Source organism: Enterobacter asburiae, from assembly GCA_011754535.1.
Taxonomy (GTDB): Bacteria; Pseudomonadota; Gammaproteobacteria; order Enterobacterales; family Enterobacteriaceae; genus Enterobacter; species Enterobacter cloacae_N.
Genome location: JAAQVN010000001.1, coordinates 577,261 through 590,631, shown reverse-complemented (window position 1 = coordinate 590,631; position 13,371 = coordinate 577,261). Strand labels below are relative to the sequence as shown.

The window sequence follows — 13,371 nt, the reverse complement described above, 5'->3', positions numbered from 1 at the left end:
TGGCAAAGCCGTACCTGTCAGGCACTCAATTTTTCAAGCAGGAACGTTTGGGACGTTGCTGCCTCACATTACCGGTGAGACAGCAAAAGCTGGCTTACCGGAAAGAACGTGTTCTCCCGTTCAGGAGAAGTGTGGGATCGGGATCCATAAAGCCTCCGGTAAGTAAAAAAACAGGGTGTCGCCGCGCAGTATAAGGATTTAAGCGTACCCTTTGTGGCGATTCGGGCGGTATTATACCCGCCTGCAAATAAACAGTACGTAAACCAGACTTTGCCCATAGCGAAATCGCGCTATAGCATTAGGCTCAATTGACCATTTTGTCGTTGTTACAGGGAAAACAGCATGCAGAACCGCCTTACGATTAAAGACATCGCGCGTTTAAGCGGCGTGGGGAAATCCACCGTGTCGCGCGTGCTGAACAACGAAAGTGGTGTCAGCGAACGCACCCGCGAACGCGTTGAGGCGGTCATGAATCAGCACGGTTTTTCCCCTTCCCGCTCCGCGCGCGCCATGCGCGGGCAGAGCGATAAAGTGGTCGCGATCATTGTTTCGCGTCTGGATTCACTCTCAGAGAACCTCGCCGTGCAGACCATGCTGCCCGCCTTCTACGAGCAGGGCTATGACCCGATCATGATGGAGAGCCAGTTCTCGCCGCAGCTGGTGGAAGAACATCTGGGCATGCTCCAGCGACGCAACATTGACGGCGTGGTGCTGTTTGGTTTTACCGGCATCAACGAAGAGATGCTGAAACACTGGCAGCCCTCTCTGGTGCTGCTGGCGCGCGATGCCCACGGTTTTGCCTCCGTCTGCTATGACGACGAGGGCGCGATTATCACCCTGATGCAGCGCCTGTTTGACGAAGGCCATCGCCACATCAGCTTCCTTGGGGTACCGCACGCGGACGTCACCACCGGCAAACGCCGTCACGAGGCCTACCTGGCCTTTTGCAAAAAGCACAATCTCCCGGCCGTGGCCTCCCTGCCGGGGCTGGGCATGAAGCAGGGCTACGAGCAGGTCGCCAGCGTTCTGACGCCGCAGACCACCGCGCTGGTGTGCGCCACCGATACCCTGGCGCTGGGCGCCAGCAAATATCTGCAGGAGCAGCGCATCGATAGCCTGCAGGTGGCGAGCGTGGGTAGCACGCCGCTGATGAAGTTCCTGCATCCGGAGATCATCACCGTCGATCCGGGCTACGCCGAGTCCGGCAGACAGGCCGCCGCGCAGCTGATCGAGCAGATCAACGGGCGGAGCGAGCCGCGCCAGATCGTTATTCCCGCTCACCTTTCCTAACCCCTCTAAAACGGATTATTGTGATCTTCGCCCGATTTCGGGAACGTTCCCATTTTCGCCGTCACGCTGAAGGAGTAGGCTTGCGCTCAGGTCATTACACCCCTCTCACCATCTGTCATGAGGTTTCATGATGAGTAAAGTCAAACAAGCAGATATCGATCGGCTGATCGTCCTGGTCGGCGGCCGCGAGAACATCGCAACCGTCAGCCATTGCATTACCCGCCTGCGCTTCGTGCTGAACGATCCGGCCAAAGCCAATCCGAAGGCCATTGAAGAGCTTTCCATGGTTAAAGGCTGCTTCACCAACGCCGGACAGTTCCAGGTGGTTATTGGTACCGAAGTGGGCGATTACTATCAGGCTCTGCTGGCGACCACCGGGCACAGCGCGGCGGATAAAGAGCAGGCCAAGAAGGCCGCGCGCCAGAATATGAAATGGCACGAGCAGCTGATTTCCCACTTCGCGGAAATTTTCTTCCCGCTGCTACCAGCGCTGATCAGCGGGGGCTTAATCTTAGGCTTCCGTAACGTCATCGGCGATGTGCCAATGAGCGACGGCAAAACCCTGGCGCAGATGTATCCGGCGCTGAAAACCATTTACGACTTCCTGTGGCTGATTGGCGAGGCGATCTTCTTCTATCTGCCGGTCGGGATTTGCTGGTCCGCGGTGCGCAAGATGGGCGGTACGCCGATTCTCGGTATCGTGCTGGGCGTCACGCTGGTCTCTCCGCAGTTAATGAACGCTTACTTACTTGGTCAGCAGGTGCCTGAGGTGTGGAACTTCGGCCTGTTTACCATCGCCAAAGTAGGCTATCAGGCACAGGTCATTCCGGCATTGCTGGCCGGTCTGGCGCTGGGCTTTATTGAAACGCGCCTGAAGCGCATCGTGCCGGATTACCTCTATCTGGTGGTGGTGCCGGTCTGCTCGCTGATTCTGGCGGTGTTCCTGGCGCACGCCTTTATCGGTCCGTTTGGCCGCATGATCGGCGACGGCGTGGCCTTCGCGGTCCGTCACCTGATGACCGGCAGCTTCGCGCCAGTCGGTGCCGCGCTGTTTGGCTTCCTGTACGCCCCGCTGGTGATCACCGGCGTGCACCAGACCACGCTGGCTATTGATATGCAGATGATCCAGAGCCTCGGCGGCACGCCGGTCTGGCCGATTATCGCCCTGTCTAACATTGCGCAGGCGTCGGCGGTCACCGGCATCATCATCGTCAGCCGTAAGCACAACGAGCGTGAGATCTCCGTTCCGGCGGCCATCTCTGCCTACCTCGGCGTCACCGAACCGGCGATGTACGGTATCAACCTGAAATACCGCTTCCCGATGCTCTGCGCGATGATCGGCTCCGGTCTGGCGGGCCTGCTGTGCGGCCTGAACGGCGTGATGGCAAACGGGATTGGCGTCGGCGGCCTGCCGGGCATCCTCTCCATCCAGCCCGCTTTCTGGCAGGTGTTTGCCCTGGCGATGGCGGTAGCGATTATCGTCCCCATGGCGCTCACCACCGTGGTTTACCAGCGTAAGTTCCGTCATGGCACGCTGCAGATTGTTTAACTTCATCTTTCGGGGCGCAGTTGCGCCCCTTCGCATTTGCAGGAACGCACTATGAATACCCTTCCTCTCTGGTGGCAGAACGGCGTCATCTATCAGATTTACCCAAAGAGTTTCCAGGACACCACCGGCAGCGGCACGGGCGATCTGCGCGGCGTGACCCAGCGCCTGGATTACCTGAAATCCCTCGGCATCGACGCCATCTGGCTGACGCCGTTTTATATCTCCCCGCAGGTGGATAACGGCTACGACGTGGCGAATTACACCGCCATCGACCCGTCCTGTGGCACGCTGGATGACTTTGACGAGCTGGTTGCCGAAGCGCACGAACGCGGCATTCGCATTGTGCTCGATATGGTGTTTAACCACACCTCCACGCAGCACGCCTGGTTCCGCGAGTCGCTGAACAAAGCGAGTCCGTACCGCCAGTTCTACATCTGGCGCGACGGCACGCCGGAGCAGCTTCCTAACAACTGGCGCTCCAAGTTTGGCGGCAACGCCTGGCGCTGGCACGCCGAGAGCGAGCAGTACTACCTTCACCTGTTCGCCCCGGAGCAGGCGGATCTCAACTGGGAAAACCCGGCGGTGCGCGAAGAGTTGAAAAAGGTATGTGAGTTCTGGGCCGATCGCGGCGTGGACGGCTTGCGCCTGGACGTGATTAACCTCATCTCTAAAGATCAGGATTTCCCGGACGACAGTATCGGCGACGGCCGCCGCTTCTACACCGACGGGCCGCGCATCCACGAATATCTGCAGGAAATGAGCCGCGACGTCTTCACTCCGCGCAACCTGATGACGGTGGGCGAGATGTCCTCGACCTCGCTGGAGAACTGCCAGCAGTACGCGTCGCTCGACGGGCGCGAGCTGTCGATGACCTTTAACTTCCATCATCTGAAGGTGGACTACCCCGGCGGCGAAAAGTGGACGAAGGCGAAGCCTGACTTCGTGGCGCTGAAAACCCTCTTCCGCCACTGGCAGCAGGGGATGCACAACAAAGCCTGGAACGCGCTGTTCTGGTGTAACCACGACCAGCCGCGCATCGTGTCGCGCTTTGGTGACGAAGGGGAACATCGTGTGGCTGCCGCGAAGATGCTCGGCATGGTGCTGCACGGCATGCAGGGCACGCCGTATATCTATCAGGGTGAAGAGCTGGGGATGACCAACCCGCACTTCAGCCGCATCACCGACTACCGCGACGTGGAGAGCCTGAACATGTTCGCGGAACTGCGGGCCAGCGGCCGCGAGCCGGATGAATTGCTGGCGATTCTGGCGAGCAAATCCCGCGATAACGGGCGCACGCCAATGCAGTGGGACGCGTCGCACAATGCGGGCTTTACCGAGGGCGAGCCGTGGATTGGTGTCTGCGACAACTACGAAACCGTGAACGCCCGCGCGGCGCTGGACGACCCTGATTCGGTGTTCTACACCTATCGGTCGCTGATTAGCCTGCGTAAAACCCTGCCGGTGCTGACGTGGGGAGACTATGACGATTTGCTCCCGGAACACCCTTCCCTGTGGTGCTATCGCCGCCGGTGGCATGGCCAGACGCTGATGGTAGTGGCGAATCTGAGCCGCGAGCGCCAGCAGTGGCAGCCGGACCCGGTACAGGGCGCATGGCGGGTCGCCCTTAGCAACTATGAGGACGTCCCCTCCCGTCCCGATACGCTGCTATTGCGCCCGTTTGAAGCCATCTGGTGGGTGCAGGAATAAACGTCAGGAGATACAGCATGCTGTATCTCCTTTTTTATGTTTAGCGATACGCTAAATGTACGACGATAACTTTTACATCACGACGTACCCAAAATAAAAATAGCCCTGCCAATTAAATAACCTCGGCAGGACATTATGAAAAAGACAATTATTAAAGCAACGTGTATTAGCGCATTATTATTAAGTACGCAGGGATGGTGCGGAAATACGTCCGTCGACCTTCGCTTTGGGCATAATACGCGCTCAGACGTCAATGATTCACGTATTAAAGTGATGCACCAGGCGAATAACGGCTTTTACTTCTCCGTTGAAGCCGCACAAAACCACAACGATACCTTTTTTGGTGATACCGACCGTTATAATTCCGACGACAAGGGGTTAACGGAAGCGGCGCAGGAGATTGAAACGCGCTGGCGCTTCGATCTGGGAAATGGCTTCGCCGTTGCGCCTGGCATGGTGACGGTTTTCACCGCCAGCAATACCCATTACCGCCCCTTCATTCAGGGGTGGAAAGCGTTCGATAATGGTCTGAATCTCTCCGCCCGTTACCGTTACAACACCGTAAATGACGCGCACAGCGACAAAGAACTCGACGGCAGCGGCTACACCCGCCGCCAGTCACACCAGTTCGACATTTGGTTCGCGTACAACATTGGCAAATTCGGCATGTCCTACAACCCGCGCTTTCGCTGGCAGGATAATGTCGATCAGGGAACCGGGGATGATACCTACTGGGAACATACCGTCGCGTTCAACTACAAGCTCGACGATGGCTGGACGCCATACGTCGAGCTGGTATCACTGGATAAAACCTATATCAACGATGACGGCAACCATGAAAATGATTATGCCGTACGTCTGGGGATAGTGAAGCAGCTCTGACGACCTGACTACACCGTATCGTGCTGCAGCAGCCTGCAGCCGATACGATCCACGGCGCTTAACAGTTCAAGCTGGCCCTCCCGCTGATACAGCGACACCGCGTTAATGTCGATCGGTAACGGCCAGCATAGCGTTGAAATTGCCGCCAGTGTCGACCCCTCGCGGGTAATGGCAATAATCTTTAAGCCTTTACGCAGCGCGTTACGCGCCATTTCAATCAGCGACTGCGTCTCCCCGGATTTACTGATCAGCACCAGCGTCCCCTTCGATACCCGTGTCAGCTGGTGCATGTCATTCAAAATAAGGTGCGGCAGGCTCGCCAGCGATAAAAAGCGCGACAGGTAGTTGAGGCTGGTGAGCGAGGCGCCGCGTGCGTACAGATAGATATGGCTGGAATGGGCGAGCAACCTGGACACCTCCGCCACAATATCGTCCGCCTGTGGCCCTACGTCGGGCGCTACTGGCGCAGGGGTAAAATGATCGCGCAAAAAACGGTACCGGAGCTCGGTATAACTTTTATACCCCATTTTTTTACACACACGATTAACGGATGTTGTCGTTGTAAAGGTATCACGGGCAATCTCTTTTGCCGATATATTAGAAATATTACACGCGTGATGCTGAATGTATTCAAATATCAAACGTTCACTTCCCTGAAATGAATTCATAAATTACGCCCTGTTTAATCCCGACATGATATTAACACAACGGAAAAATAGTCTCTGGAAGGCGCTTCACACATTGCATTTACGCGTATCACGATACGTAATTAGTATTAGCAAACGTTAAAAACTGTTTTAGGTTCTCTTTATACTTTCCCTGTTTTCACATCCAGGGAATTATGACAATGACGAAACAAAAAGTTGTCGCGGTAACAGCCTGCCCGACGGGCATTGCACATACCTTTATGGCGGCGAATAAAATTATTGCATGGGCTAAAGCGCACAATATTGAGGTTAAGGTCGAAACGCAGGGCAGCGACGGCGTTAAAAACCGCTTAACGAAGCAGGACATCGCCTCCGCCACGGCCATTATTCTGGCAACCGACGTCACCATTCAGGATACCGAGCGCTTTGAAAACATTCCTCACCTTCAGACCCGTACGCAAGAGCTGATCAAGCATACCGATCGCTATCTGCGTCAGGCGCTGGCCATGGAAAAAAGCGTCACCACTGTCGTACATGAAGACGATCTTCAGCGTTCGGCTTACCAGATTTTTATCGGCCATATCATGGCAGCCATCAGCTATATGCTGCCGGTGGTGGTCATGGGCGGGCTGATGATGGCGACGGCTAAAATTACCGGCCAGTTTATTAACATCGAACATTCGCCGTTCAGCGTGCTGGATAAAGTGGGCTTTATGACCATCAAGTTCATGTATCCGGTTTTCGCTATGTATCTGGCATTTTCCATTGCCGGCAAACCGGCGCTGATCCCAGGGCTTATCGGCGGCATTATGTCCGACGAAGTCTACAAGCGCTTCTTTGATATCGAAGGTTTTATGCCGTCCGGCTTTTTCGGCGCGATCGGCATCGGCTTTTTTGTGGGCTATCTGGTGCGCTGGCTGAACGATGCTATTCACGTCCGCCAACAGCTGACCACCATTAAGACTATGCTGATCGTCCCGCTGATCACCGGCATTACGCTGGTAATGGTCATGGAATACCTGATTAACCCGATTTTTGGCTCACTTAACCAGCTGATGGTGGTCTTTTTTACCTCGGCAGGTGACACCGGGCGCGGGTTCTATTCTGCGATGATCGCCGCAGGCACCGCGTTCGACCTGGGCGGCCCGGTCAACAAGGCGGCAGGTTCCGTCGCACTCGGCCTGAATGGCATGAGCGAGACGTTTGATTTAACCGCCCGTGAACTCTCCATCGTCATCCCCTCTATTGGCGTTGGCTTTGCCGCGTTCCTTAACGGCCGCTTTGGACTACCGGATGTCTTCAGCCGGGAAGAGAAGACCGTTGGCAGCACCTCGCTATTGCTGGGCGTTATTGGGATCTCGGAAGGTGCGATCCCGTTCATCCTGAAAAACCCACGCCTGATCCCGGTGTTCATGACCGGTGCCGTCGCCGGCGCGCTGGTCGCCATTGCACTCGGCGTGAAGCAGACGCTGCCGCTACCGGCCATCTGGGGCTGGCCGCTGGCAACCAACGTGGCGGGCTACCTGGCGAGCGTCTTTATTGGCGCACTGATTTGCGCCCTGGGCGTGCTTTACGTCAGCCCAAAGAACGCCAGGTAAGGGGAACGTCATGAATCAGATCCATGTCATTGCCCACACGCACTGGGATCAGGAGTGGTATTTCACCCGTCAGGACAGCATGGTGCTGGCGTCATATAACTTTGCGGAAGTCATCGACACGCTGGAGCAGGACCCGGCGTACAGCTGCTATCACCTTGACGGCCAGATGGCGGTGGTGGAGGACTTTCTCGCTATCAATCCCGATTATCGCGCCAGGCTGGAAACGCTGGTCAGAGACAAAAGGATCTTCGTGGGGCCATGGTATACCCAGACGGACACCTACAACGTGCATGGCGAATCCATCATCCGCAACCTCAAATACGGCATCTTCGCCGCCCGGACGCTGGGGCACGCCATGCAGGTTGGCTATCTTCCGGATACCTTCGGCCACAATGCGCAGATGCCGACGATTTTGCAGGGCTGCAATCTCGACAGCATCGTCTTCTGGCGCGGTATCGATCATGACAGGCACGCCAAAAGCAGCCAGTTCCTCTGGCGCGCGCCGTCAGGGGCGACCGTTATCGCCTGCGCGATGGCGTTCGGTTATGGCGCGGCGAAAAACATAGGGTCAGAAGCGAGCCATCTGGAGGGCAAAATCTTTCCGATGGTCAATCACCTGCGTTCACGCGCCGGTATCAACGACCTGCTCCTGCCCTGCGGCGGCGATCAGGTCAGCATCGACCCGGCGCTGCCGAAAATCCTGGAGTTCGCCAGCGCACGCTCCCCAGACGAGGACCGTTACGTCCTCAGTTCGCTGGAGCGCTACGTCGACACCCTGCGCGCGCAGCGTGAGCAGTTTGAACTATGGGAAGGAGAGCTGAAATCACCGCGCTACACCCGCATTCATAAAACGATCGGCTCCGTGCGCTACGACATCAAAAAGAAAAATGATGAGGTTGAGCAGTTCATCCTGCGACAGCTGGAGCCGACAATCGCCATGGCGCGTCATCAGGGCATCCCGGTCAACCTCTCAGTGGTCGATACCCTCTGGAAGAAGCTGTTGCGAAGCCACGCCCACGACTCCATTGGCGGCTGTAACAGTGATGCCACCAACCGCGACATCCTGCATCGGCTGGAGCAAACCGAACAGCTGTGCCACAGCCTGTGGAATCTGGTGGTGAAAACCCTGGCCGCCTGCATTCAGGACGGCGACCTGCTGATTTTCAACCCGCTGGCCGAGCAAACGCAACGCGTGGTGAAAACCACTCTCTACAGCCGCGCTGACAATATCGCGCTGACGTATCAGGGCCAGCCCATCCCCTTCGACGTTCTGAAAAGAGACGTGTTGCCCGGCGGAACAGCGATCTCCCTTACCGCTGAAGGCGAGTGTGAAACGCCCCTTCCCCCTTATTTCCGCTGGCAGGTTGCTTTGCAAACCCCGGTTCTGCCGTCGGTCGGCTACATCACGGTTAACGTGGAAGATGACCCTGCGCCGTTCCGCCAGCATGTACAGACAAAGGGAAGCGAGATAGTGAATGCGCACTATCGACTGTCGCTGGACGCCGGAACGCTAATCCTGGAAGACAAACGCAGCGGCAGGCGTATCCCCTCTCTCTTTACCCTTGAAGACTGCGCGGATGCGGGCGACAGCTACGATTTCTCGCCGCTTGCGGGCGACGTACCGACGCGCTGTTCGCATTTTACGCTCGTCGACAGCCTGAAAACGCCACTTGTTGAAAAGCTGATCGTTGAGGCCACGATGCTTCTTCCGCAGGATCTCGCAGGCCGTCAGAATACGGACCGAACGCCGCTATCCATTCGTCTGGTGTGCGAATTACGCCACGACGATCCGAACCTGTATGTCGAGAGTACGCTTGAAAATAGCCACTGCGATCACCGGCTACGTTTACTGATCGGCAGCGATATTCACACCCGTCACGCTATCGCCTCCCAGCCCTTCGCGATAATCCAGCGCGAAACGGGGTGTGCCGGTGAAAACTGGCAGGAGCGCTATCGCGAGATGCCCGTGGATATCGAAACCACCGAAGGCATTATTGCCGTCGCGGAAGCGGGCAAAGCGCTGGTGGTGAATAGCCGAGGTATGAAGGAGTTTCAGATTATCGGCAGCGAACCGGCGGCGATAGCCCTGACGTTGTTTAAAGCGACGGGCGTACTCGGACGCAACGATCTCGACTGGCGGCCAGGCCGGGCGTCCGGCATTAATAATACGGTGGTTGAGACCCCCGATGCCCAGTTGCTGAAACCGCTGCACTTTTCATTCACCGTCGCGCTGGCCGACAGCGCCGACCATCTCACGCTTCGTCGGCTAGAAAATCAGGCAGCCGGGCAGCCCTTCACCTACCAGCGGCAATCGTTGCACACGCTCGATCACCGTCTTGAGCGCTTTTCGTTGCGCCTGCCCGACCGCCAGCTTCCGGCACAATTCTCACTATTGACCCTGCCGGAGCCGCTCATCCTTTCTGCCCTACCCCATGCGCAGCAGTCGCGCGGCACGGTCGTCCGGGTATTTAACGCCGGGACGCAGCCGGTTCCCGTCCCGGCAGCGCTGGCAGAGCTCCATCAGATCAACTATCTGGAAGAGCCAGTGCAGCCGGTAACGGCGATCCCCCCTTCCGCGACCTGCGATTTTTTAATGGAGGCTTAATATGAACTTGCTTGCATTGACGCACCCCGATCTGGTTTTTATCAACCCGCCGCACCGTACGCCTGAAGCGCTGATCCGCTGGCTCGCCGAACCGCTCGCCGGGCGGAAAATCATCAGCGATCAAGAAACGTTTATCCAGAGCGTTTTACAACGCGAAAGCGAAGGCCCTACCGCGCTGGGTGAAGCGCTCGCCGTTCCGCACGGTAAAACCGAGGCGGTGCAGCAGGCGGCGTTTTGTCTGGCGCTCTTTGACGACCCGATACGCTGGCCGGGTCTGGAAGGGGATGAAGAGGTGAGAATGGTTTTTCTGCTCGCCATTCCGCCCGCAGAAGCAGGCAGTACCCATATGCAGCTGCTGACGACGCTGACCAGTTTATTGACGGAAGATCGGGTACGTGAGCAGCTTCTGGCGTCGCGCACCCGGGAAGAGGCGATGTCCGCCCTGAGTGCTGAAGAACCGCAAAAACAGGATGCGTCCCCCGACCGTTCCCTTCTCATTCCGGTGATACTGGGCAGTATCGCTACAGCAGCCTTTATACAGGCAGGATTGAGCTGGGCCTGCGGAATCAGTTAACCGAACAGCGCTCAGCACGTACCGTGCTGAGCGCTTGTTTTTGTTGAATAATTAATCAGATTTTTCCTCTGCGTCTTTACAAAGGCTGAAGCGCCCGCCGTTTGTACTCTCGTCTTTTTACTTTGTTCTGCGTCAAATAAATCGCAAACTTGTTTGATGCAAATCACTATATGTAGCACTTAAAATGCACGCCGACCCAACATCTTGTATTTTTCGTCTACTATTCCAACAACAAGACGGCGCTGACGCTGGCCGGAACTGTGGATAACACGAGCTGGGAACGCGGGAAGTCTTTGGCCCGGCGGGGAATACGCCCGGTGAATACTTCTCCACCTCTGTGGATAACCTGTTTTCAAAAAATGGAGTGATCATGACACCGCATGTGATGAAACGTGATGGCTGTAAAGTGCCGTTTAAATCAGAGCGCATCCAGGAAGCCATTCTGCGTGCAGCTAAAGCAGCGGGAGTCGATGACGCAGATTACTGCGCCACCGTCGCAGAAGTCGTTAGCAGCCAGATGACTGAACGCAGCCAGGTCGATATCAACGAGATCCAGACCGCGGTTGAAAACCAGCTGATGGCGGGGCCTTACAAGCAGCTGGCGCGCGCCTATATTGAGTACCGCCACGATCGTGACGTGCAGCGTGAGAAGCGCGGTCGCCTGAACCAGGAGATCCGTGGCCTGGTGGAGCAGACCAACTCTGCCCTGCTCAACGAAAACGCCAACAAAGACAGTAAAGTGATCCCGACCCAGCGCGACCTGCTGGCCGGTATCGTCGCCAAACACTATGCCCGTCAGCACCTGCTGCCGCGCGACGTGGTGTCTGCGCACGAGCGCGGCGAGATCCACTATCACGATCTCGACTATTCGCCGTTCTTCCCGATGTTCAATTGCATGCTGATTGACCTGAAAGGCATGCTGACCCACGGTTTTAAAATGGGTAACGCCGAGATTGAACCGCCAAAATCCATCTCCACCGCCACCGCGGTTACGGCACAGATCATCGCCCAGGTGGCGAGCCATATTTACGGCGGGACCACCATTAACCGCATTGATGAAGTGCTGGCCCCGTTCGTAACGGCGAGCTTCAACAAGCACCGTAAAACCGCCGAAGAGTGGCAGATCCCGGACGCGGACGGCTATGCGCACTCCCGCACCGAAAAAGAGTGCTACGACGCGTTCCAGTCACTGGAATATGAGGTGAACACGCTGCACACCGCCAACGGCCAGACGCCGTTTGTAACCTTCGGCTTTGGCCTGGGCACCAGCTGGGAATCACGCCTGATTCAACAGTCCATCCTGCGCAACCGTATTTCCGGCCTCGGCAAGAACCGCAAAACGGCGGTATTCCCGAAACTGGTGTTCGCGATTCGCGACGGCCTGAACCACAAGTTTGGCGACCCGAACTACGACATCAAACAGCTGGCGCTGGAGTGCGCGAGCAAGCGCATGTACCCGGACATCCTGAACTACGATCAGGTCGTTAAAGTGACCGGCTCGTTTAAAACGCCAATGGGCTGCCGCAGCTTCCTCGGCGTGTACGAAGATGAAAACGGCGAGCAGATCCACGACGGGCGTAACAACCTGGGGGTGATCAGCCTGAACCTGCCGCGCATCGCGCTGGAGGCCAAAGGCAATGAAGCTGAATTCTGGAAGCTGCTGGATGAACGTCTGCAGCTGGCGCGTAAGGCGCTGATGACCCGTATTGCTCGCCTTGAAGGAGTGAAAGCCCGCGTCGCGCCAATCCTCTATATGGAAGGGGCCTGCGGCGTGCGCCTGAAGGCGGACGATGACGTGTCCGAGATCTTCAAAAACGGCCGCGCGTCGATTTCGCTGGGCTATATCGGCATCCACGAGACCATCAACGCCCTGGCTGGCGATACGCATATGTACGACAGCGAGGCCCTGCGCGAAAAAGGCATTGCGATTGTTCAACGCCTGCGCGACGCGGTTGACCAGTGGAAAGAGGAAACCGGCTACGGATTTAGCCTCTACAGCACGCCGAGCGAGAACCTGTGCGACCGCTTCTGCCGTCTGGATACCGCCGAGTTCGGGATTGTGGAAGGCGTGACCGACAAAGGGTACTACACCAACAGCTTCCACCTCGACGTGGAGAAAAAGGTGAACCCGTACGATAAGATCGACTTCGAAGCGGCCTATCCGCCGATCGCCAGCGGCGGCTTCATCTGCTACGGCGAGTACCCGAACATTCAGCACAACCTGAAGGCGCTGGAAGACGTATGGGATTACAGCTATCAGCACGTGCCGTATTACGGGACCAACACGCCAATCGACGAGTGCTACGAGTGCGGCTTTACCGGTGAGTTCGAGTGTACGAGTAAAGGCTTCACCTGCCCGAAATGCGGCAACCACGATGCGGCCCGCGTCTCTGTGACCCGTCGCGTGTGCGGCTATCTCGGCAGCCCGGATGCGCGTCCGTTTAACGCTGGCAAGCAGGAAGAGGTGAAGCGCCGCGTGAAGCATTTGGGGAATGGGCAGATCGGGTAAGTTCTGCGCA

Annotated in this window: 9 protein-coding genes; 8 read left to right on the top strand and 1 reads right to left on the bottom strand. The window is 57.0% G+C overall.

What is annotated here, in order from left to right; genetic code table 11:
• Positions 1-342 precede the first annotated feature (342 nt).
• The 4 genes from treR (at position 343) to HBM95_02675 (ending at position 5,428) form a co-directional block, all read left to right on the top strand.
• Positions 343-1,290, top strand: a complete 948-nt coding sequence (gene treR / locus HBM95_02690) for an HTH-type transcriptional regulator TreR (protein ID NIH41849.1) — start codon at positions 343-345, stop codon at positions 1,288-1,290.
• A gap of 127 nt (positions 1,291-1,417) precedes the next feature.
• Positions 1,418-2,839, top strand: a complete 1,422-nt coding sequence (gene treB, locus HBM95_02685) for a PTS trehalose transporter subunit IIBC (GenBank protein NIH41848.1) — start codon at positions 1,418-1,420, stop codon at positions 2,837-2,839.
• Between the two features lie 51 nt (positions 2,840-2,890).
• Positions 2,891-4,546: an alpha,alpha-phosphotrehalase gene (treC, locus tag HBM95_02680; GenBank protein NIH41847.1), complete on the top strand. Its 1,656-nt coding sequence runs from the start codon at positions 2,891-2,893 to the stop codon at positions 4,544-4,546.
• A 135-nt stretch (positions 4,547-4,681) separates the two neighbouring features.
• Positions 4,682-5,428 carry a hypothetical protein gene (locus HBM95_02675; protein NIH41846.1) on the top strand — a complete coding sequence of 249 codons (747 nt, stop codon included), beginning with the start codon at positions 4,682-4,684 and terminating at the stop codon, positions 5,426-5,428.
• Between the two features lie 8 nt (positions 5,429-5,436).
• Here the strand turns inward: HBM95_02675 and HBM95_02670 are convergent, their stop codons facing one another.
• Positions 5,437-6,096 carry a MurR/RpiR family transcriptional regulator gene (locus tag HBM95_02670; protein NIH41845.1) on the bottom strand — a complete coding sequence of 220 codons (660 nt, stop codon included), beginning with the start codon at positions 6,094-6,096 and terminating at the stop codon, positions 5,437-5,439.
• Between the two features lie 179 nt (positions 6,097-6,275).
• On the opposite strand from HBM95_02670, the gene HBM95_02665 reads away from it, so the two are divergent.
• From HBM95_02665 to nrdD, 4 genes are all read left to right on the top strand, one after another.
• Positions 6,276-7,673, top strand: a complete 1,398-nt coding sequence (locus HBM95_02665; protein ID NIH41844.1) for a PTS transporter subunit EIIC — start codon at positions 6,276-6,278, stop codon at positions 7,671-7,673.
• Between the two features lie 10 nt (positions 7,674-7,683).
• The gene (locus HBM95_02660) at positions 7,684-10,278 is read left to right on the top strand and encodes an alpha-mannosidase (GenBank protein ID NIH41843.1); all 2,595 of its coding nucleotides are present in this window, start codon (positions 7,684-7,686) and stop codon (positions 10,276-10,278) included.
• A gap of 1 nt (position 10,279) precedes the next feature.
• The gene (locus HBM95_02655) at positions 10,280-10,852 is read left to right on the top strand and encodes a PTS transporter subunit EIIA (GenBank protein ID NIH41842.1); all 573 of its coding nucleotides are present in this window, start codon (positions 10,280-10,282) and stop codon (positions 10,850-10,852) included.
• A gap of 370 nt (positions 10,853-11,222) precedes the next feature.
• Positions 11,223-13,361, top strand: coding sequence for an anaerobic ribonucleoside-triphosphate reductase (gene nrdD / locus HBM95_02650; protein NIH41841.1), 2,139 nt, complete (start codon positions 11,223-11,225; stop codon positions 13,359-13,361).
• Positions 13,362-13,371 lie beyond the last annotated feature (10 nt).

Excerpts from the sequence above, each read along its gene's own strand:
- treR (NIH41849.1), top strand. The coding sequence starts at position 343 with ATGCAGAACCGCCTTACGATTAAAGACATCGCGCGTTTAAGCGGCGTG.
- treB (NIH41848.1), top strand. The coding sequence starts at position 1,418 with ATGATGAGTAAAGTCAAACAAGCAGATATCGATCGGCTGATCGTCCTG.
- treC (NIH41847.1), top strand. The coding sequence starts at position 2,891 with ATGAATACCCTTCCTCTCTGGTGGCAGAACGGCGTCATCTATCAGATT.
- HBM95_02675 (NIH41846.1), top strand. The coding sequence starts at position 4,682 with ATGAAAAAGACAATTATTAAAGCAACGTGTATTAGCGCATTATTATTA.
- HBM95_02670 (NIH41845.1), bottom strand. The coding sequence starts at position 6,096 with ATGAATTCATTTCAGGGAAGTGAACGTTTGATATTTGAATACATTCAG.
- HBM95_02665 (NIH41844.1), top strand. The coding sequence starts at position 6,276 with ATGACGAAACAAAAAGTTGTCGCGGTAACAGCCTGCCCGACGGGCATT.
- HBM95_02660 (NIH41843.1), top strand. The coding sequence starts at position 7,684 with ATGAATCAGATCCATGTCATTGCCCACACGCACTGGGATCAGGAGTGG.
- HBM95_02655 (NIH41842.1), top strand. The coding sequence starts at position 10,280 with ATGAACTTGCTTGCATTGACGCACCCCGATCTGGTTTTTATCAACCCG.
- nrdD (NIH41841.1), top strand. The coding sequence starts at position 11,223 with ATGACACCGCATGTGATGAAACGTGATGGCTGTAAAGTGCCGTTTAAA.